Raw genomic sequence first — 18,042 nt, forward strand, 5'->3', positions numbered from 1 at the left:
GGCCACCACCGGAAGATCGAACAACAGCACCCATTAAAACCTCCAATTCAATAGGTAAAAACTTCCGGAAAAAAGTTTCTTATTTTGGGCGCGTAAAAATTTGACGAGGCGGGCGGTCCCGGACAGCCAGGGCTACAGAGATTTGACCCGCCCCTCCCCTTTGTTAGTGATAATAATTATCATCTTGTACGGTCGCGCGCCGTCTTCGCTTTATGGCAAGGCCAGCACAGACTTTGCAGGTTGTTATCTGCATCAGTGCCACCGTGAGCTTTAGGAATGATGTGGTCGACGGTTTTGGCCTCACGCACCACACCACCACGCAGGCACAGCTGGCACAATCCTTTATCGCGTTTCAGGATACGGGCGCGGATAACAGTCCACTTCGAGCCATAGCCACGCTGGTGGCGGCTCAGTCCGCGTTGATGCTGTGCCCATCCTTCACCACGATGTTTTTTGCAGTAACCCGAGGTGTCTGTCGTTGAGCCTGCACAACCATGCTTACGGCATGCGCGGGGAATTCGTGATGGCATAGAACTTCACTCTCCTGATGCTAAAATAGCTACCCCATGAAAAACCAATACGGAGAAAACATGAAAAACACTATTTCGAAAGGATTTCACCGGACAGGTATTCTGTTTGCTACCCCAATATTCATCTTTGGCCTTTTATTTTTATCAGCAGATACACCGGAGATGGGAATGTTAATTTCTCTGATATGCGCACTGTTTGTATACGGCGCGCTAAGACTTGTCGGATGGACTATCAACGGTTTCATTAAAGGCTACTGAAAATATTGTTGCAGCCCATCATGAAGGGCTGCTGTAATACCAATGTTCGATATCTGAATCGTGAAAACTGAAATCAGCATTACTTATTCGAAAACACCGCATGCAGCAGAATTTTTTGTTTTCCGGACACGCTGGTCCATGTCATTTTTCAGCAAAATATTCTGCCTGTGCGGGTGATCAGTTCTGCGTACATTGCCGCACGCTATTAATAAGCTGGCAGATCTGAGAAGCTGCATCGAAAAGATGACGCGCTTTTTCCAGGCTGACACAGCCCACCAACAAAAAGGGCACCAGTATCGCTACCAGTGCCCATCTTGCCGCCACGCGTGGCGTTCGGTGTGTCCAGTGTCTTCGTTTCATATCACCACCAACACACTAACGCTTTAACTGAAAGTGAGGCCCGTCCTTCAGCGTGCGCCAGTCTCCACCCCATTCAATGGGTGTTTCAAGCTCTGATGCAGCCTGCTTAAATGCCCTGGCAATTTTCTCGTACAAAGGCCACTCCCATGACACCTGGCTGCCAACGTAGGCCACAACATCAACCGCATCGCCGGTCAGATGGCGACTGTTCATCGTCTGGCTTTTGCCTGCGGCGACCAGTTGTTTCTGACGGTATTTACTGCGCAGACCTTCGGTGATACCAAAATCAACTTCCGTCAGTTCCAGAGCGCGACGCACTACCGCCACCAGTTGCGGCTTAACGCCTTCCAGATTCTTTTCACTGCGACGACTGAATCTGAATTTTCCCGACATACTTACCTCAGTAATGAAAGGATTTTTGACACATTCCCGCGCGCCCATATCACCAGCACGCAGAACAACAGATTAGCCAGCACCACCACCCAGTTACCGGGAAGAGGACGACCGCACAGATAACTGAGCGGCGCAACCGCATAGACAAGCATCAGCAGCCAGGCCAGCCACGACACCAGCGGTTTATGTGTGGCACCTTTTCGACGGTAGAAAAAAAGCGCCAGCACGATAACCGTACATAGCGCCACATTCAGCAAACCGGGAAGATTACCCACCATTACCACCTCCTCCGCCCCGCAGACGAGAGAACAGCCCAGATATCAGCAATGAAATCTCCTGCTGGTGGATGAACGACAGAATCTTCACTGACACCACAGACACCAGCACCGCACACAATGCATCTATCGAGGCGCTGTCATATCCGGCCTTATCAGCCAGGAATGAAGCCAGCACTTCTGCCCCCAGCACGCCGATGATGAAAGACACCACAAAGTGGCCCACAATCCTCCAGGCTGAAAGCGCCTGTGGCATCGTGGCCACAAACAGCGCCCCGGCAAATGCGCCAAACACAATCCCAAAATCCGTACCGGTGAACACGCCATATGCAGTCGCCCCACCAAGCGCTGCAGCAGTGCCCGTCCCGGAGACGGGTTCTGTAGCCATAATTTCTCCTGTAAATAAAAAAGGGCCACCAGCGGCCCGTAAAAAACAACACCCAGTCAAAGGCACCCGCAGATGCCTTTTGTATGGTGCTATTCAACCTTACGGATTAACGGCCAGAGCAGTGCAACCACTCCGACCACCAGCACACCATCCGCCAGCATCGACATCAGGTGCCCGGTAAAATCCACCGCCACTACCAGAAACAGCAGGACGGCAGCCAGCACAAGGCGCGCACTTTTCACAGGTACTGGTCCAGCGGCAGTTGCAACGCCTGTGCAATTTTCTTGAGCTGGGCTTCTTCCTGTTCACCGATGCCGTCCTGGTCAGCGATATCCAGACACAGACACAACACATCAACCGCTTCAGCTGTTCCAGCCACATCAGCCAGTTCACGCAATGCCTGAGCATTCGCGCTACGCGGTGATGCTTCGTAACGGGCACGAATATTCGCGCTCATCTGGGCAATCTCACCAGAGAACGGCGCAAAAGCCGGAAGTGCCGCAATGGTTTTCTCCAGCACCGCGATTTCTTTTGCATCACAGGTACCGTCAGCGTATGCAATGGAATATGCGCCCCAGACGGTCGCCTCCACCGCGTCGCGGTTCTCCATCTTCTTCACTTCAACAATTGCCTTGCGGGTTTTCTTTTTGAAAATACCAAACATCGTGACTTTTCCTTTAAGTGGGTGAGCCTGCGCCCAGGAGTGACCAGCCCACAGAGAAAGTCACACTGACCATCCCGTAAGCTCACCCCTGAAAGGCTCTGTGGTTTTTGATGTGCGCCGGGCGTGGCGCGGATATGAAAAAGGCCCGCCGTAGCGAGCCTGTCAACACAAGTTGTTACAACTGATAAAAAGTGTGATTTTCATCCCTGAACATGCACCTGAATGTTATTTCTGTTGGCCTCAGGAGCAAGTTCATTATAAGCCTTCACCAATTTCACTAATTTTTCGTTGGCATACATAAAGGCTTCAAAAGTGGCTTTCATTTTTTCGGAATTAACAATTTTAACATCGTCATCACAATAGCGGTCCGGAGTGCAATATAAAACTGAGAGCAGACTAAATGCCTGAGCGCGCTCAGCATAAACATTGTCGATTTGTTTTTTTAGATACTCACAGCGTTCTGATGCTTCTGGAACTGGATTAATCATATTATCCCTTCAAAGCACGAAGTAATATGCTAACAACCCCTGTAAAACAAAAAAAACCACCTCACGGGAGATGGCGGTCAAAAAATTGCATGAGATATATTTTATTATAATTCATACACCTGTTGCAGGTTATATGCGTGACAGAATCAGGATTTCTGTGTCTCAGAATATTAATGCAGTGCCGGGTTCTTCCTCCCGGAGGGTCTTGCGCCAGCATCAAGACCCGTAACGCATTGAATAAACGCAGACCTGTGCTGACTTACCTCAGTTAATCTGAGTTTCACTGCATTCAGATAGAACTTTATTGTTTTCCCGGTCCCAACAACTATAAAAAGTACTATTTGAATACATTAAAAATGTGTGACACGAGGTCTGCAACTGGTTTATACCACAGACCGAGGAGTGTGACAGAGTGGCGATGCAACGCCAAATTTTAAACCATCCCCATAAACTCTCGCCTACTCGCGCCACAAATAAGCCACCAACGATAGATAGGAAACCTTAATAATAAATGCGCCTTCGTAAGCTTATATAGTACAGTTAAAATTATTTTTTTTCAACCCAAAGCAATGCCACTTTCTATAGATCAGTTCTAATTATCCATTAAATCCAAAAAAACAAATCAGTAAAATTTATTTAATTAGCTCGCATTTCCATTAAAAATGCCCACACAATGGCGGCATAAAAAAAGATGCTGCATTGGCATTTTTACATAACAAATTCGGATGGGCCATCCCCGAACGATTTCCCCATGTCTACCTCAGCCACTCTCTCGGAAATGACCCATTCGAATTCTATGTGATTAAATTGAGTTGTAAGGTATGGCTTAAACTCCATGTAATTGAAATACCCAACCCTCAGAATAAGGCCGCCAGCGCTATCAGCGATATTCCTGTATAAATAGCAGCTTCGGCTACTCGGGTTTTTATATGCTTATCGGCCAGATGAGCGATAAAGAAGCAAAGCATTCCACCTAAAACAAACCATACTCCCATCGATATCCCCTTTCTCCACAAACGCCCTTTTACTGGCTTATAGTCGCAACCAGCACAACATCTGAACAAACTCTTATTTGTTCAGAATCCCTTGTCTGTTGTCACAATTCAAAAGTGAATGCCCTAAAATCCTGAGATCCAAGCTTATAGGAGCCTAATTGCACGTGATAACCATCGCCACGTACCTGTAGTTCTTTTCTTGCCATATATTCAGTTGCAAAAACACCCACAAGATGCCACGGAGCAGGACGAATTACAGCCCAGCCAATCACTCTTTCATGGTCTGTCGGATCGTGCGGTAATCCATGAACTACAAACATATATCATCTACCTACTCGGTTGCCCTTCTTCCTCCGCAATTTTCTTGAATTTTGCCAGGAAGTTATACATTGGCCTTATACATGGATAGGGATAACCATCACGCATAAAAACAACACGCCTCTCCTCAACACTGATTATTGTTACCAATGTGCCTCGATCATCTTTATAACTTTGACGGGGGCACGGATAATCATTCATGTCAAACATACAACACAATATACATTTGATAAAAAAAACCACCTCACAGGAAGTGGATGGCAATAGGCACGTGATAAATCATGTAGTTATTATTGGTACTATCGTTTATTGCATGCCGGACGTAGCATTTCCCATGAGGCATCGAGTGGTTCCCTACTCCCAAAACAAACCCACGACCTTTGACGTGATATTACCCGGTCGTTCCACAGCTGGGAGCTCCTCAATATTAAATGCAGCGCCGGTTATACCCGGAGAATCCTCAGTCAGCCACTGGGATTCGCAACGATTTGATCAAACGCAGACGAGGATGCTGTTTTGCCCCACATTGCGTGGGTATCACTGCATTAAAATGGTGTCTCACCACCATGTCAGTCCCGTTCATCACAACAACAAATAACGGCAAGACACCATTTGAATGCAAAAAACATGGCACACAGCCCCCTATGCAGCTGAGAAGCGAAATTACCCACTATTTCTGCCCCGCTTCGACTAACTTTCGTTAATCTGTGCCATTGACTCATAAGCCAAATTTGTCAGTCTAAGTTTGAGAGCCATTCCTGTTCTGCACGGGGATGTAGGCAGTACTGAACTCTCATTTTCCCTTTCAGACACTCTACTCACCTGAAAGGAAATCGGAGCGGGTAGCGGGAGTTGAACCCACATCATCAGCTAGGAAGGCTAAAGTAGCCGAGGTAATAATCATTATACGATACCCGCAAATGGTGCCGACTACCGGAATCGAACTGGTGACCTACTGATTACAAGTCAGTTGCTCTACCTACTGAGCTAAGTCGGCATTAAGTTGGTTCTTCAGGGACATCCATGACCGAGCAATATAAAGTCACCCATCAGAACCGCTGCAAATAATACGGATAGAGCATTTGTATTCAACAAAATCAATGTCAAAAAATGTAAAGTTTTATTATCCATTCATTAAATAGAACTATTAGATAAAAAAATAAAAGAATACCAATGCTGTTTTATTTTTGAATATGCATTTATTTTCGTTTTGAAATAAAAACCGCGAGATTCGGGTTTCATAAAAAGTTCATGCCCTTCAATTCACCTCACAATACAGTTTTGCGAAGCGTATTTGTTACCGGTTACTCGCATTGCAGCCCCACGAATAGCATCGACACCGATCAGCCCAACGCCATCACCGCCATCACCGCCAAAATAGGCAATGCGCAAACCAGCTGTAACGATCAACATAATAACTGCACCCAGCGGGGTATCTCCACACAACCTGCTCTGGAACAACTCCAGCCAGTCCGGCCAAGTATTTGAGTTATGAGGCATTTGTAGTTATCTCTCACCTCGCTGATACAGCAAGTACAAATTGAGGGAATACCACGTACCGCACATCAGAAGCGGAAACGTCAAAGAAGCCGAGCCAGAGGATAACTGCGGGATAGACCAAGCCAACGCACACCCAGGCCCAGAAACAACAAAACCCGCTCAATGGCGGGTTTAAGCTGTGTGGCGAAGTAACCACTCTTAACAGATTACGATAAAATTTGCGGACCGCGGTAATTTTTTTTGCTAAATTAAAGCCATATAAAAAATAAGACTTACAAGAAATTATTAGGATGCTAAGATTTAGCATGACTACTATTGCGCAATCATAGAAACAAAAAAAACTTAAAATTGGTTTTTACACCAGTAGTTCTGGGACTATCCGCAGCCATTCAGTTGCTAAGCAGGCAATTGAAAATCTGTATAATACTTGCGTAACCGTTACGAATAATCATTTTGATACCATTTATAGAAATAAAAAGTTAAAAATAGCTTTTATAAATAAAGATACAAAAGCTAAATATTTCTTCGGCTACATGTCATGCTCACGAGAAGAATATCTCCTTCCTTATATTGGTGATGAACACTGGAATGAGCACAACATACCACTAGATGATAAAAAATACATAGTCGAAAGAACCTATTTTTTATATTATTACGATAGTGATATTTTAATATTAACTCAAAATCATCTTGGGCCGAAAGAATCAGATTTAGCTTATCTGCTTTACAGCCAGAGTGGTAACCCTGGAAATAACTTTTCATTCCAAGCCATCTGGAAAAAAGAGAGCGTCAAAGAGCTACTTGAAACAGGTAGTACTTTGAGAAGTTGTGATATTGTCCTGGCTGCTCCCAGGAACTTTGATGCAACAAATTACCAGCTAAATAGTTCATTTTCTAAGGAACTGGTAAATATGATGGTAGGTCTGGGTGGAACACGTCTCAAGTTAAATCTAAGGGGGCGTGCATCAGGGAGATTAAAAGTTAAAGGTTATTTATCAGATCTCGTGAAGGATGGTATTAAAGAACTCCTTGAAAAAATGCCGGGAATTGTAAAAAAAGCGGCAGTAACACAGCCCAAAAATACCGTTGAACAAAGTCTTCTTGATCAGGTACTCATTTCAGAAAAAAACATATATACCGTTAATGGTTATGGCACTGATAGTGATGTTCTGCAAGCCATGATTTCTGCTAAAATTGATAACAATGAATACCTTAAGCAATACGATATCAGCAAAAAGAAGGTATAGGATATGTTATTGAAATACTTAAGAAACCTGATTGCAAGTGTTTTTTGCACATTGTTCCTACTGAGGTATATCCCTCAGATGGGGCATACTGACATACTTACAGCCTCCGGGGTTATTTCAACTGTATCCGGTATTTTATTTGGTTTTATTTTAGCCACGATCTCAATTTTTAGTGCAGCTAGCGAAAACTCAAACGGAATAATAAAAGCTTCAAAAAACAATAAAATACTTCAAGTTATTATTGTAAACCTATTAACCGCAGGTGCAACTTTAATTACGGCATGCGTTATTGCTTTGATAGCAATGTTTGCCAATGAAAAGACATTGTTACATGGAGAAAAAATAGAATTCATTTTAATTATCGAATCTTTATATCTTCTTATCATTTCAGTAATAACTTTTGCCTTTACATGGAGAAAAGTAAACTGGATACTCCCCCACATTTAAAAAGGGCAGAAATGCCTTTTTTTCTACTCCATTTCAAGTTTAACACCCAGCATAGAAAGACAGCCATCTATAAAGCCCTCTGCCATCTGGATCTCTATTCGTATCAATTTTTCATCTTTTTTGCGAACCTTTGCGATCTTCCGTTTCGGGATGCCATACAGGTAATGAGCCACAATCAGAGAGTGCTCATACGGTTTTCTCTTCTTAAGAAGAGCAAGGCAACCTTCAATGATTAATGCATCACTATCTGAACAAGCCATACGCGTCTTGCCGGTATATGGCAGAAGCCCCTTAAAACCAGCAGCTATCGGTGAATAGTCAACACCTGAACTATCACTCGCAGCCCAGGCTCCCCATAAATCTAAAACCTTCTGTATATCACGCATTATTCTTCCCCACTTACGCAAGAACGCCAATTGCCAGCGCGCGATCGATAAAACGAAATATCAACTCCAACTGGGAGCCATACTTTTCTTCAAATGCCACGGTGTCCACATGTAGCTCGTCGTGATGCCTTCTGCACAAAGGCAACACAAAGAGGTCATGAGCTTTTGTCCCCATTCCACCCTGACCGTGGCCAATCAGGTGATGCGGATCATCAGCGGGCTTTCCACAACATGCACACGGCTGCGTCTTAACCCAGCGCGTATACCTTTCGTTAACCCAGCGGCGACGTTTGGGACGTAACATAAAAGATTCCGGCGACTCCGGATCCACTTTTAGCGCCAGCACCTTTTTGGCTTTATCCTGGATGATGCTGGTGGCCGGAACCGAAGGTACAAGGTCACTCTCACGGGTTACCGATTGAACTACTGGCTCCGGCAATCTCAGGACCTTACAGGCTGCGCTTTCCGGCAGAACATCAGCCAGTTCATAGCGAACCAGCCACCAGCACAGTTCCGGTACCCACACGAATTTTCATCGCTTTGACCATCAGCTCCATGCTCATGCTGCACCTCCGATGCGCCTCATGTTTTTACCGGAACGGAATGCAATAAGCGGCATGTTGACACGGTAATTACGGCCCAGCGGCTCACACACGACTTTCTGGCATTCGAGATCAACCAGGCTTACACGTAGAACATGTCCTTTGGGTGTCGTGTACCACTGCCCTGGACGAGGGCAGCAGGAAGTCTGGTTGATAAGACGTTTGAAGATATTCCGGATCATTTGCGCCCCCTTACCTCTGAAGGGTTCAGTGTCATATTGATGAGACTGGCAAGCGCCGCAGCGTCATTGATGCGGTCATAAAGGCTTACAGCCAGCGGAGATTCCATTTTGGCCAGCATGGGATAGAGTTGTTGCAGCCAGACTTTGTGAATTACCGACAGATGGGAGTAAAGAACGCTGGCGTTCTGCGCTACGTCGTTCAGTGAAGAAGGCTTTGAAAGCTGTTTCTCCATCTGGTTAAAGGCATTGATGTATGCCTCTTTAAACCGGGCTGCACGTTTGCCAGTGAAGCCCATAGCAAGGAATGCGAAGCCATCGCGGGTGATTTGATAGCAAGGAAGTTTGCGGCCTGTGCAATCGGTGTATTCGCTTGGCTGAAAATTCAGCTCAGCAAATTCAACCGAGCACTCAAGCGTCTGGATTTTTTGAATAACGTTTTTATGTTGCTTGCAGAAATATTCGGCGACTGCCAAAGAAGAGGTAACGACCTTACCGTGGATAACATCGATTTTTGGGTGAGTTTGGGTAGGGGTGGTTGCCATAGTGACATCCTCATGTGCGAATTTTGAAAACTCACCACATAAGACGCCAATCATAGAGGTGGTGAGACGTACAGGGTTGGCGTAACCGGTCGCACATGACCCCGGCGCATCTTTCGATGCCCCTGCACGCCCCACCATAATTTGGATGTGAGGAAACGTGCGCAAAAAAACCGCTGAAGCGCGGTTATGCGCATGTGCGAATTTCAGGACGCCAATCCCGGCACCCGCTTTATAAGGTGCCTGAACAGTGTAACGTCCAGAAATTGCAGAATCAATATCAACGCCCTGTTGGTGCTTCACACTCAACAAAGTCACGCCTGAATTTCCACAAAGGACTAAAACACTCATGCGGGTATCCTTCGCGCAGGTAGATAACTCGCTTGGTTTCTGGCTCCCACCTAATGACATGAACATAAAACCCTCTCCTGTCACGAAACCAGCGGTTAAGTTCCTGCACGACTCATCCCCCACAGTCAGGTAATGTTCTCTGTGGTTACTTACGACCAGGCCATTTGATAATCTGCACTCATGTCGTAACGGCTGGCGCTCATAAGCCTCTGGCGCCACCTGTTGCGACAAACGGTTATTTGCCGTTAAACTGTTCATGCGTTAGTTTCTCCACAGACACAAAACGCCACGGCGCCCGGAGCTGCACACTCGCGGGCGTCACTCTTTTCTGGGGCGCAAAAAATTTTGTAGACCAGTGCTGCATGTTCCTGGAGCTTCGAAATTGACAGATACAACTCGTCGTTAATGGCTGTTCGCTCGTGAGGTTCCACCACCCCATCTTCAATTGCTGAACGAATCTGTTTTGAATAACTGCCGATCTGCTCAATAACCTCCAGCAGACGCTGGTTAATATCAGCGTTCTCCACGTCCTCAACTTCCGGAAGCGATACAAACACCCCATTAGCAGACTGTGCGACAGCATCAGCGATGTAGTGAGTACCACTTGCTCGCTGTAACACCATTGCCCAGCCAAGCGGGAAAATCTGATCGCCATCTGCACGAAGGCGGTTGAATAATGCGTTCTCAGTTACATCCAGCCACTCAGTTGCTTCGGCATAACCCCCCGGCAACGCCGCAATAGTTTTCCTGACAGCCTTCACATACCACTCAGGCTGTTTTTCTACCTTCCAGTGACACTTACCCACGGCTCACCTCCTGTTCCTGTGGTTTCAGCTCGCTCTGGTTTTGGCTAGATTGAAAACGAGCCGGGTAGAGAATCTGCATTTCGCTAATTTCACCCTTGAAAAATTTGGCGAGACGTTCCGCGAGATCGATGGATGGAACCTGCTCCAGTCTCTCAATACGGCTTAACGTCGCCTGATTGACCTGAACACACTCAGCTACATGCTGTAATGTAAAACCATGCGCCTTACGCACATTTCGTAATGGTGATTGCATACACCCTCCAATTATTGCGTCATGTGCATGTTATTTGACGCAAGTAAATTGCGCAAGTTGATTTGCTTAACTCGCAATAAAGAAATGTAATAAACGCATGAGCATAGGAAACCGAGTTAGACAGCTTCGCCAAGCGAAGAACATGAAAATTGCCGACCTAGCTGAAGCCATTGGTGTGGATTCGGCGAATATCTCACGCCTTGAAACAGGTAAGCAGAAGCAATTTACCGAGCAAGCCCTGGGCAATATAGCCAAGAGCTTAGACGTTGAAATTGCTGATCTCTTTACCTCTGAACTCAAAAATAATACTGTATATAAAAACAGTATTAGTGAGGGTGATGTGCAGGTGAAGGATGTATTCCGTATTGAATTGCTGGATGTCAGTGCCAGTGCGGGAAATGGCCTTATCCAGGGTGGTGATGTCATTGATGTGATTCATGCTATCGAATACAGAACTGATAATGCTTTATCGATGTTTGGCGGCCGACCTGCCAATCACATAAAAGTCATCAACGTTCGTGGGGACAGTATGTGTCCAACCATTGAGCCTGGAGATCTAATCTTCGTTGATATCAGCATCAATCAGTTCGATGGTGATGGTATCTATGTCTTTGGTTTTGACGACAAAATATACGTTAAACGACTGCAAATGATCCCAGACAAACTGTTGGTAATTTCTGATAACCAGATTTACCGTGAATGGGGAATCACCAGCGAAAACGAACACCGATTCATGGTCTTTGGAAAGGTCTTAATCAGTCAGTCGCAAACCCTTAAGCGACACAATTAAGCCAGCATACTCTTCATCGGCCACCACTAGGTGGCTTTTTTTTACTCTATGGGTTGCATATCTCGCAATAAAAATACTTGCACACTACGCAATTTCATTTTATCTTTCCCCACAGACAAACGAACAGGCGAAACACCAAAGAAACTTTGGTTGTAACACGGCGTATGGCACATGCGTCGTTAGCGGTCTGGCAACGTTAAAGGGGCAAACCTCCCCTAGCTCGGCGAACAAGTCAGGTAGCCGGAATGTGCAAGCCAATGAGGGTACGTATAGGGCGCCTAACCAGCGTGGCGATTCGGTTTGACGCCTGGGAAGAGACCAGGATGCAACGATGAGAGCATTTATGGATCCGCAACAAATGTGGTGTCTTAACTGGCTAAGTGCTCTCAGCGTTGTGGTAATCCGCGAAATGGCGCGGCGGTAAGTATGGCCGGGTTACGCTTTCCCGAGTTGAGGACACCGGATTGTCAGGTTGACCATACGCCTGAGTGGCAATCCCGCCACAACTCCCATTGCTTTGGCGGTACCAGTTTTTTCCTTAGTCCTTTCTGGTACCGACCTTTTTACAAAACAGAGAAAAGTATCCCCGGATGACGGGGTCATAACCCGATCCATCCTGATAGTTGTGGCCACTGATGCTCTTATCTGTTTTGTGGAGAAACTAACCGACCTTACAGGGTCGATATGCAGAGACTGAACAGTTAGTGAAGTAACAAGGTGATCGCATATGCTTCAAATGTTAACTCTTGAAGAATGGGCCTCTGAAAAATACAGAAGTAATCCTCCAAGTGTGTCCACATTGCGTCGTTATGCTAAGCAGAATTTATTTTGCCCACCGGCCATGAAACAAGGTCGGTTATGGCGAGTGCGTGAGGACGCCGAATTAGTTGGGGAGTTGGTAACACCAGTAATCAAGAAAAATGACTCATTACTTTTGCAACGGATTTTGAGTGATGGCAGCCAGACCGCGTAAGAATAATGTTTCAGTCCCTAACTTATATCCGCTTTATAGTCGGAAGGTAAATAAAGTCTATTGGCGGTATAAGCATCCAATAACAGGGAAATTCCATGCTTTGGGAACAAACGAAGCTGAAGCCATCGCTATTGCCACTGAAGCCAATACACGCCTGGCTGAGCAAAGAACTCGGCAGATTCTGGCTATCAGTGACAGGATCGCAACCAGCAAAGGGAAAGCAATCACAACGTCAACCTGGTTAGATCGCTACCAAGCGATCCAGGATGACAGACTGAAAAGTGGTGATATAAGACTCAACACCTATAAGCAGAAAGCTAAACCAGTATCCTTGCTTAGGGAACGAGCAGGAATGAAGTTGATCTCAGCCGTTGATGTCAGAGATATAGCACAATTGCTTGAAGAGTATATCTCTGCTGGACAACCTAGAATGGCCCAAGTCGTAAGGTCTGTATTGATCGATGTGTTTAAGGAAGCACAGCATTATGGCGAAGTTCCACCAGGGTATAACCCTGCTCTTGCGACGAAGCAACCCAGAAGGAAAATTACCCGTCAACGCCTCAGCCTGGAAGAATGGCAAAAAATATTCGATATCGCAGACGCCAGTCATCGTTACATGGGAAATGCAATGTTGTTAGCGCTGGTTACCGGTCAACGTTTGGGGGATATATCTAAAATGAAATTCAGCGATATTTGGGATGACCATCTTCATGTCATTCAGGAAAAAACCGGGAGCAAAATCGCTATCCCCCTTTCTCTTCGCCTCAATGCGATTAACTGGAGTTTACGCGATGTAATAGCCCGCTGCCGTGATTATGCAGTCAGTCCATACTTAGTTCATTTTTTCCGCTCAACATCACAGGCAGAACGTGGGGCGCAGGTTAAATCCAATACATTAACGATGAATTTTAGTAAAGCGAGAGATTTAGCAGGAATTGACTGGGGAGAAGGTTCACCTGCCACATTCCATGAGCAAAGGTCTTTATCTGAACGTCTGTACAAAGAACAGGGGTTAGATACACAAAAACTACTTGGTCATAAAACGCAGCGACAGACAGATCGATATCATGACGACCGAGGCAAAGGATGGATCAAAGTAGCGTTGTGAAAATTTGAACTTCTCAGCGTCACCTTTAAATTTTTATCCATAAATGAATAAAGAGAAACATTCTGTATTAACTAGAGTTAGGAAACTACAATATAAATTAATTATGAATAATAGATATTAAGACTGAAAAATGCCAGATTGAATTTTCACCCTGGCACAACAAAATTATAAAAATAACTCAATGATAAGTTTCTTATTTAAACTTACAATGAGTAGTTAAGAATGAATATATAGGGCTAACCGTCTGGTATTTAGAAATTCTATTGTCGTATCCATTATTTACTCTGTGCTCTCTATGCTTTGCTGTTGTAATTATAATTTTCTCCTTCGCTCTGGATAATGCAACATAGATGGCGCAATCATTTTCAAACTTAGATTTATTATAGTTCCAAAATGCCTGATCCTCTAAGCCGATAAAAATAACTACTTTATATTCTAAACCCTTACATTTATGCACATTCATGACATGCACTGAGTTCTCAGCCTGAAACATTAAGGCTGCCTCAGAGAAAGTTTTCGTTACATCTATTGTGTAGCGTAAATGAAGTTCAAGACTGCGCCAAATCTGTCCCCAATATTCAGTAGACTTATACTGACTCCAGCGCCCAATCATTCTACTTTTGCCAAAAAAACTAATAATATCTTTAATACAAAAAATCAATAAACCAGGATTAAATTCGTCCTCTAAAATTCTTTTTTTTGACGCAATATTATCCGACAGTGATTTAATAAGAGCATCTTCTTTCTCATTACCGCGCTCAACCCTGTGTACACTAAGATATAAATCACAAAGCTTAGTATAGCTTGATAACGAACGTGATGTAAAAACCTTAAACAGTGCAGAAAATATTTGCCCTAATGGTTCTTTTAAAACATCCTGCAACTCCGACATTTCAAGATTGTTAATCCCTTTTGTCGTAAGCTTATCGCGTAGTTTTTTCGAATATTGTTCTGACTGCTGTTTAGACAATACGCAAATCTCACTTTCTTTAATGCCAGATGCGATAAAGAATTCTATTTTATCAGCAATATCGTTTGCCTCATAAATCTCATTATCATAGTGATGAATGGTACAATTATTGACAGGTCTTGTTATCGGTAAAAAATTAGTACTACCTTGTACAAAGTTAACAAAACACCTCAATACTTCCTGAATTTCATCACTGGCTCTAAAATTTTGAACTAACAATTTCCTGATAGTATCAAATTCTTTTTCATAGTCTTCAAATACTGTTTTCCTAGCACCAGCCCAAAGCATGATGCTCTGGTTAATATCGCCAACAGCTAGCAATTGTACTCCTTTATCTTTAAAAAGAAGTTTAATCAACTCATACTGATCGGAGCGCGTATCTTGAAACTCGTCAATGAAAACATGTGAGTACGTTAAAGAAAACAGATCAACAATATCTGCTCTAGCTCTTAAAATATCTAAAGCCAGACGTCTTATGAGATCAAATGACAACTTATCCTTACCGTTGCATTGCTTAGCGTTAAAAACTAAATCATAGCTATTATAAGGCCTTTGAGCCACAGGCAAGATATCTTTAAATCGGTCAACAATGCTCTTACAAAAAGCGTCAAAAGTATATGAATCAAAGCGATCGCTTTTTTGCCCACACCTTTTTATAACTCGCTCTTTTATATTCTCTTGCGCCTCTTTTTTATAAGAAAGACATAGTATGTGTTTAGGCCACATGCACTTACCCGTCTGTAATAAATAATTAGATTTCTGAGCCAAAAGTTCTGTTTTCCCCGCCCCGGCACCAGCGAGAACAGAAACAGATTGGTCACATAAGATAATATCCATCAATTCATTTGTCGGTGTAATACCTTCAGAAGGACTCCATTGATTTATCATTCAATAATCTCCGCTAGCATTTTTACTGTTTTTTCGGAAACCCTAATTAGCACAGGAGGTAATTTTTCTTTAATTTCATCCGAAGTGTATTTTTTTTCAATTTTTGTGAACATTCTGACATGAGATGCCGGTTTGCTTTTATTCGATAAAAAACGATAGCGATACCACAGAAAATATTTGAGATAATCAGCGGAAAATCCGTAACGAACCCCGGAGTTACCTTTTTTCAACACTGCTTTTATTAATTCTTTTTGTGCTCTGAGATTATCTTGCTCTCCTTGTTCACCCTCCTCAACGTCTCCTTTCTCGATACTTCTAGGGCCAATTTCACCATACATTATATCTTTTTCACAGAAGATATCTGGAAATGCTTCAATCATTGCATAGTCAATATCTAAAGGAGAAGAAAAATATACATTGCATTTCTCTAGTTCATCAACAATATTTATTGTCGCACCATCTTCATAATGAATAGTGAATTTTGTAGGATCTTGTTTATTATCCCATGATGGTATCGATTCAACTATATTTTTATTGATGTAAATGCTTCCACGCTCCTCAAACTCAGCTAATTGTTCAACAGCATATTTAATTCTTCCAAATCCACCACCATTTCTATCGATATCAAAATCTAGCAAAGTAATAAACGGTATCTGTAGTGATCTTAAAAGACGCCAAAAATGATTCACATGACGTCCACCAAGTGGAACAACTGATATAGAATGGCTGTCAATTTCTGTTGAATGCAGTTTAAGCACTTTAGGTATTATAACTTCCTCACTATCTCCCTCACCAAATATAACTAGTTTTGAAAAATAAATTTCTGGATAAGCTTTAACCGCCTCTTTGATAAACTTGGAAAGTTCATCATCTTTTTTAGGTAGGGATAATTCACTCACCACGGTACTTTTCAAATAATGATCTAGCCTGAAATGACGTATTTGTTCAGGCTCTACTCGACTTAATATAGAGGATGAGTGGGATGAAATTATAACTTGGCACAACTCATTACGACCATAGTCTTTAACTAATTTAATTATTCTACCTAAGTAATGAGGTGAAAGATGATTTTCTGGTTCCTCTAAAGAAATCATGCTGAATATAGGCAATCTCATTTTTTCAGGATTAAAATTAGAAGTCTCTCCTGATGAAATAAATTTCCTTGTGTTTTTATCAATATCAAACATCGCTTTAATGAGAGAGAAATAAACCAGTGATTTTTGCCCATCGCTTAATCGGTCTACATTAACTGTATTTCCCACCTCATCTGGATTAAACTGAAGTTGAATCAACTTAAGAATTTCATCAATATTAGCAACTGGAAAGTTAAGCGACGCTTGTGACAAATATCGTCCTTTGTAGATACTTCCCCAACTTTCGTTGATTGCTACTGCAATCTCCGTAAGTGCAGAATTTTGCCTCGTTAATGCATTTAATTTGGATGCTTGCTCTTCTATTATTTTCTGACTTCCTCCTGCCCATTCTATAGCCTTTAGCAGGCGACCAAGAACAGCTTTAGATGAATATTTTAATTGTAACGAAGGATCCCTATTAGCTGGAACATAATTAACTTGGATTGCATTTCTTACTGCAGCAGATAATCTTTGCTTACTGCTCTCCTCAACCACATCATCACTAGTACTAACTACCCAAGTATCTTCGTCAATATCTCCAATTGGATTTACTTCAAATGAAAGTTTGCCCTCGAGCCTTACTCTAAAAAGAATGCCCCCATCAGACTTATCAATAGTGAGATGTTCAATTAAAGGAGGAATTGAAATTTTTCCTTCCTTTGGCTTTGGGAAGCTAAACCAAGCTTCTATAATTAAGTTTCTATCCTTTTCCTCTTTTACTACATCCGCATTGTGAAAATCATTTATTGACAAACTACGTAATGAATGATCCACTGAGAACAATTTATTAAGTGCTTCCATCGCTGAACTTTTACCAGTTCCGTTATGACCGATGAACGTTGTTAATTCATGTTCAAAATGAATCGTTTGAGGATTTTCGTTGGAAATACTTTTAAAACCGGAGATAAAAATTTTCTTAAGTTGCATACATCATTCCTTTTTATACAAACACTCAATCCTGAAACACATTATTTCATCATATTGTTTTTATTTTTAGTTGCAATAATTGAATACAACTAGTGAACAAAAAAGGAAAAATTCTAAACGCTCATCACATAAAATTTCAACGAAGTGTTGCCTACAATCTCTCTATGCAACCCATTCATCCCACATAGTGGACTGAGCGACGATATAAATAATTTTTAAAGTATAGGGGTAATGTAAGATTAACTAGAATAAGTGACCGATTTAGCATTGA

The 18,042-nt window shown here is 43.1% G+C and carries 24 protein-coding genes, 2 tRNA genes and 2 pseudogenes; 7 read left to right on the forward strand and 21 right to left on the reverse strand.

Annotated features, from left to right (window positions below; translation table 11 throughout):
- Nucleotides 1-179: 179 nt before the first annotated feature.
- A complete protein-coding gene (locus tag BZK42_RS04315; RefSeq protein ID WP_079938463.1) occupies nucleotides 180-530 on the reverse strand; it encodes an HNH endonuclease in 351 nt (116 codons plus the stop codon).
- 60 nt (nucleotides 531-590) lie between these two features.
- Here BZK42_RS04315 and BZK42_RS04320 point away from each other — a divergent pair, with 60 nt between their 5' ends.
- Nucleotides 591-788, forward strand: a complete 198-nt coding sequence (locus tag BZK42_RS04320; protein WP_079938462.1) for a hypothetical protein — start codon at nucleotides 591-593, stop codon at nucleotides 786-788.
- 177 nt (nucleotides 789-965) lie between these two features.
- Here the strand turns inward: BZK42_RS04320 and BZK42_RS04325 are convergent, their stop codons facing one another.
- The 12 genes from BZK42_RS04325 to BZK42_RS04375 all read right to left on the reverse strand — a co-directional run bounded on the left by BZK42_RS04325 (nucleotide 966) and on the right by BZK42_RS04375 (nucleotide 6,169).
- Complete coding sequence (locus BZK42_RS04325; protein WP_079938461.1) at nucleotides 966-1,148, reverse strand: hypothetical protein; 183 nt, start codon at nucleotides 1,146-1,148, stop codon at nucleotides 966-968.
- A gap of 15 nt (nucleotides 1,149-1,163) precedes the next feature.
- Nucleotides 1,164-1,541, reverse strand: coding sequence for a M15 family metallopeptidase (locus BZK42_RS04330; RefSeq protein WP_079938460.1), 378 nt, complete (start codon nucleotides 1,539-1,541; stop codon nucleotides 1,164-1,166).
- A 2-nt stretch (nucleotides 1,542-1,543) separates the two neighbouring features.
- Entirely contained in the window at nucleotides 1,544-1,819 is a 276-nt protein-coding gene (locus BZK42_RS04335; RefSeq protein ID WP_079938459.1) for a phage holin family protein, read from the reverse strand.
- A complete protein-coding gene (locus tag BZK42_RS04340; RefSeq protein ID WP_079938458.1) occupies nucleotides 1,809-2,204 on the reverse strand; it encodes a putative holin in 396 nt (131 codons plus the stop codon). Before BZK42_RS04340 ends, BZK42_RS04335 begins: the two co-directional genes overlap by 11 nt.
- Nucleotides 2,205-2,293: 89 nt before the next feature.
- Complete coding sequence (locus BZK42_RS04345; RefSeq protein WP_079938457.1) at nucleotides 2,294-2,446, reverse strand: DUF3927 family protein; 153 nt, start codon at nucleotides 2,444-2,446, stop codon at nucleotides 2,294-2,296.
- Complete coding sequence (locus tag BZK42_RS04350) at nucleotides 2,443-2,868, reverse strand: tellurite resistance TerB family protein (RefSeq protein WP_079938456.1); 426 nt, start codon at nucleotides 2,866-2,868, stop codon at nucleotides 2,443-2,445. Before BZK42_RS04350 ends, BZK42_RS04345 begins: the two co-directional genes overlap by 4 nt.
- A gap of 200 nt (nucleotides 2,869-3,068) precedes the next feature.
- A complete protein-coding gene (locus tag BZK42_RS04355) occupies nucleotides 3,069-3,356 on the reverse strand; it encodes a hypothetical protein (RefSeq protein ID WP_079938455.1) in 288 nt (95 codons plus the stop codon).
- 857 nt (nucleotides 3,357-4,213) lie between these two features.
- Nucleotides 4,214-4,351, reverse strand: coding sequence for a hypothetical protein (locus tag BZK42_RS28715; protein WP_158083350.1), 138 nt, complete (start codon nucleotides 4,349-4,351; stop codon nucleotides 4,214-4,216).
- A gap of 327 nt (nucleotides 4,352-4,678) precedes the next feature.
- Nucleotides 4,679-4,879: a DUF4222 domain-containing protein gene (locus BZK42_RS04365; protein WP_079938453.1), complete on the reverse strand. Its 201-nt coding sequence runs from the start codon at nucleotides 4,877-4,879 to the stop codon at nucleotides 4,679-4,681.
- A gap of 627 nt (nucleotides 4,880-5,506) precedes the next feature.
- Nucleotides 5,507-5,587 (reverse strand) — tRNA-Gly (locus BZK42_RS28720).
- 3 nt (nucleotides 5,588-5,590) lie between these two features.
- Nucleotides 5,591-5,666, reverse strand: a tRNA-Thr gene (locus tag BZK42_RS04370).
- Between the two features lie 266 nt (nucleotides 5,667-5,932).
- The gene (locus BZK42_RS04375; protein ID WP_079938452.1) at nucleotides 5,933-6,169 is read right to left on the reverse strand and encodes a hypothetical protein; all 237 of its coding nucleotides are present in this window, start codon (nucleotides 6,167-6,169) and stop codon (nucleotides 5,933-5,935) included.
- 416 nt (nucleotides 6,170-6,585) lie between these two features.
- Here BZK42_RS04375 and BZK42_RS04380 point away from each other — a divergent pair, with 416 nt between their 5' ends.
- Together BZK42_RS04380 and BZK42_RS04385 are read left to right on the forward strand one after the other, a co-directional pair.
- Nucleotides 6,586-7,416 carry a DUF6731 family protein gene (locus BZK42_RS04380; RefSeq protein WP_346190199.1) on the forward strand — a complete coding sequence of 277 codons (831 nt, stop codon included), beginning with the start codon at nucleotides 6,586-6,588 and terminating at the stop codon, nucleotides 7,414-7,416.
- Between the two features lie 3 nt (nucleotides 7,417-7,419).
- Entirely contained in the window at nucleotides 7,420-7,863 is a 444-nt protein-coding gene (locus BZK42_RS04385) for a hypothetical protein (protein ID WP_079938450.1), read from the forward strand.
- A gap of 23 nt (nucleotides 7,864-7,886) precedes the next feature.
- On the opposite strand, the gene BZK42_RS04390 is transcribed toward BZK42_RS04385, so the two are convergent.
- From BZK42_RS04390 to BZK42_RS04415, 6 genes and pseudogenes are all read right to left on the reverse strand, one after another.
- Complete coding sequence (locus tag BZK42_RS04390; protein WP_211280438.1) at nucleotides 7,887-8,252, reverse strand: antiterminator Q family protein; 366 nt, start codon at nucleotides 8,250-8,252, stop codon at nucleotides 7,887-7,889.
- A 10-nt stretch (nucleotides 8,253-8,262) separates the two neighbouring features.
- A pseudogene (locus tag BZK42_RS04395) lies at nucleotides 8,263-8,775 on the reverse strand (DUF968 domain-containing protein); the annotation flags it as partial.
- A gap of 33 nt (nucleotides 8,776-8,808) precedes the next feature.
- Entirely contained in the window at nucleotides 8,809-9,033 is a 225-nt protein-coding gene (locus BZK42_RS29045; RefSeq protein ID WP_079938443.1) for a hypothetical protein, read from the reverse strand.
- Complete coding sequence (locus tag BZK42_RS04405; RefSeq protein WP_079938442.1) at nucleotides 9,030-10,181, reverse strand: Rha family phage regulatory protein; 1,152 nt, start codon at nucleotides 10,179-10,181, stop codon at nucleotides 9,030-9,032. Before BZK42_RS04405 ends, BZK42_RS29045 begins: the two co-directional genes overlap by 4 nt.
- The gene (ymfL, locus tag BZK42_RS04410; protein WP_079938441.1) at nucleotides 10,178-10,729 is read right to left on the reverse strand and encodes a protein YmfL; all 552 of its coding nucleotides are present in this window, start codon (nucleotides 10,727-10,729) and stop codon (nucleotides 10,178-10,180) included. Before ymfL ends, BZK42_RS04405 begins: the two co-directional genes overlap by 4 nt.
- Nucleotides 10,722-10,982 (reverse strand): helix-turn-helix transcriptional regulator, encoded by a 261-nt coding sequence (locus tag BZK42_RS04415; protein WP_079938440.1) that lies wholly within the window; start codon nucleotides 10,980-10,982, stop codon nucleotides 10,722-10,724. Before BZK42_RS04415 ends, ymfL begins: the two co-directional genes overlap by 8 nt.
- Before the next feature lie 97 nt (nucleotides 10,983-11,079).
- Here BZK42_RS04415 and BZK42_RS04420 point away from each other — a divergent pair, with 97 nt between their 5' ends.
- The 4 genes and pseudogenes from BZK42_RS04420 to BZK42_RS04440 all read left to right on the forward strand — a co-directional run bounded on the left by BZK42_RS04420 (nucleotide 11,080) and on the right by BZK42_RS04440 (nucleotide 13,853).
- Complete coding sequence (locus BZK42_RS04420; RefSeq protein WP_079938439.1) at nucleotides 11,080-11,772, forward strand: XRE family transcriptional regulator; 693 nt, start codon at nucleotides 11,080-11,082, stop codon at nucleotides 11,770-11,772.
- A 511-nt stretch (nucleotides 11,773-12,283) separates the two neighbouring features.
- Nucleotides 12,284-12,469 (forward strand): annotated as a pseudogene (locus tag BZK42_RS04430) (hypothetical protein); the annotation flags it as partial.
- A 30-nt stretch (nucleotides 12,470-12,499) separates the two neighbouring features.
- Nucleotides 12,500-12,745: an excisionase-like protein from lambdoid prophage 14 gene (locus BZK42_RS04435; RefSeq protein WP_000939946.1), complete on the forward strand. Its 246-nt coding sequence runs from the start codon at nucleotides 12,500-12,502 to the stop codon at nucleotides 12,743-12,745.
- Nucleotides 12,726-13,853: a site-specific integrase gene (locus BZK42_RS04440; RefSeq protein WP_079938438.1), complete on the forward strand. Its 1,128-nt coding sequence runs from the start codon at nucleotides 12,726-12,728 to the stop codon at nucleotides 13,851-13,853. Before BZK42_RS04435 ends, BZK42_RS04440 begins: the two co-directional genes overlap by 20 nt.
- A 193-nt stretch (nucleotides 13,854-14,046) precedes the next feature.
- Here BZK42_RS04440 and BZK42_RS04445 read toward each other — a convergent pair whose 3' ends face one another.
- Complete coding sequence (locus tag BZK42_RS04445; RefSeq protein ID WP_079938437.1) at nucleotides 14,047-15,711, reverse strand: UvrD-helicase domain-containing protein; 1,665 nt, start codon at nucleotides 15,709-15,711, stop codon at nucleotides 14,047-14,049.
- Nucleotides 15,708-17,771, reverse strand: a complete 2,064-nt coding sequence (locus BZK42_RS04450) for an ATP-dependent nuclease (protein ID WP_079938436.1) — start codon at nucleotides 17,769-17,771, stop codon at nucleotides 15,708-15,710. Before BZK42_RS04450 ends, BZK42_RS04445 begins: the two co-directional genes overlap by 4 nt.
- Nucleotides 17,772-18,042: the final 271 nt, after the last annotated feature.

Origin of the sequence: Citrobacter braakii (assembly GCF_002075345.1) — a bacterium.
In the GTDB taxonomy this organism is placed as follows: Bacteria; Pseudomonadota; Gammaproteobacteria; order Enterobacterales; family Enterobacteriaceae; genus Citrobacter; species Citrobacter braakii.

Excerpts from the sequence above, each read along its gene's own strand:
- BZK42_RS04355 (WP_079938455.1), bottom strand. The coding sequence starts at position 3,356 with ATGATTAATCCAGTTCCAGAAGCATCAGAACGCTGTGAGTATCTAAAA.
- BZK42_RS04350 (WP_079938456.1), bottom strand. The coding sequence starts at position 2,868 with ATGTTTGGTATTTTCAAAAAGAAAACCCGCAAGGCAATTGTTGAAGTG.
- BZK42_RS04325 (WP_079938461.1), bottom strand. The coding sequence starts at position 1,148 with ATGAAACGAAGACACTGGACACACCGAACGCCACGCGTGGCGGCAAGA.
- BZK42_RS04315 (WP_079938463.1), bottom strand. The coding sequence starts at position 530 with ATGCCATCACGAATTCCCCGCGCATGCCGTAAGCATGGTTGTGCAGGC.
- BZK42_RS04420 (WP_079938439.1), top strand. The coding sequence starts at position 11,080 with ATGAGCATAGGAAACCGAGTTAGACAGCTTCGCCAAGCGAAGAACATG.
- BZK42_RS28715 (WP_158083350.1), bottom strand. The coding sequence starts at position 4,351 with ATGGGAGTATGGTTTGTTTTAGGTGGAATGCTTTGCTTCTTTATCGCT.
- BZK42_RS04365 (WP_079938453.1), bottom strand. The coding sequence starts at position 4,879 with ATGTTTGACATGAATGATTATCCGTGCCCCCGTCAAAGTTATAAAGAT.
- BZK42_RS04435 (WP_000939946.1), top strand. The coding sequence starts at position 12,500 with ATGCTTCAAATGTTAACTCTTGAAGAATGGGCCTCTGAAAAATACAGA.
- BZK42_RS04405 (WP_079938442.1), bottom strand. The coding sequence starts at position 10,181 with ATGAACAGTTTAACGGCAAATAACCGTTTGTCGCAACAGGTGGCGCCA.
- BZK42_RS04375 (WP_079938452.1), bottom strand. The coding sequence starts at position 6,169 with ATGCCTCATAACTCAAATACTTGGCCGGACTGGCTGGAGTTGTTCCAG.
- BZK42_RS04335 (WP_079938459.1), bottom strand. The coding sequence starts at position 1,819 with ATGGTGGGTAATCTTCCCGGTTTGCTGAATGTGGCGCTATGTACGGTT.
- BZK42_RS04320 (WP_079938462.1), top strand. The coding sequence starts at position 591 with ATGAAAAACACTATTTCGAAAGGATTTCACCGGACAGGTATTCTGTTT.
- BZK42_RS04385 (WP_079938450.1), top strand. The coding sequence starts at position 7,420 with ATGTTATTGAAATACTTAAGAAACCTGATTGCAAGTGTTTTTTGCACA.
- BZK42_RS04340 (WP_079938458.1), bottom strand. The coding sequence starts at position 2,204 with ATGGCTACAGAACCCGTCTCCGGGACGGGCACTGCTGCAGCGCTTGGT.
- BZK42_RS04450 (WP_079938436.1), bottom strand. The coding sequence starts at position 17,771 with ATGCAACTTAAGAAAATTTTTATCTCCGGTTTTAAAAGTATTTCCAAC.
- BZK42_RS29045 (WP_079938443.1), bottom strand. The coding sequence starts at position 9,033 with ATGATCCGGAATATCTTCAAACGTCTTATCAACCAGACTTCCTGCTGC.
- BZK42_RS04330 (WP_079938460.1), bottom strand. The coding sequence starts at position 1,541 with ATGTCGGGAAAATTCAGATTCAGTCGTCGCAGTGAAAAGAATCTGGAA.
- BZK42_RS04440 (WP_079938438.1), top strand. The coding sequence starts at position 12,726 with ATGGCAGCCAGACCGCGTAAGAATAATGTTTCAGTCCCTAACTTATAT.
- BZK42_RS04445 (WP_079938437.1), bottom strand. The coding sequence starts at position 15,711 with ATGATAAATCAATGGAGTCCTTCTGAAGGTATTACACCGACAAATGAA.
- BZK42_RS04415 (WP_079938440.1), bottom strand. The coding sequence starts at position 10,982 with ATGCAATCACCATTACGAAATGTGCGTAAGGCGCATGGTTTTACATTA.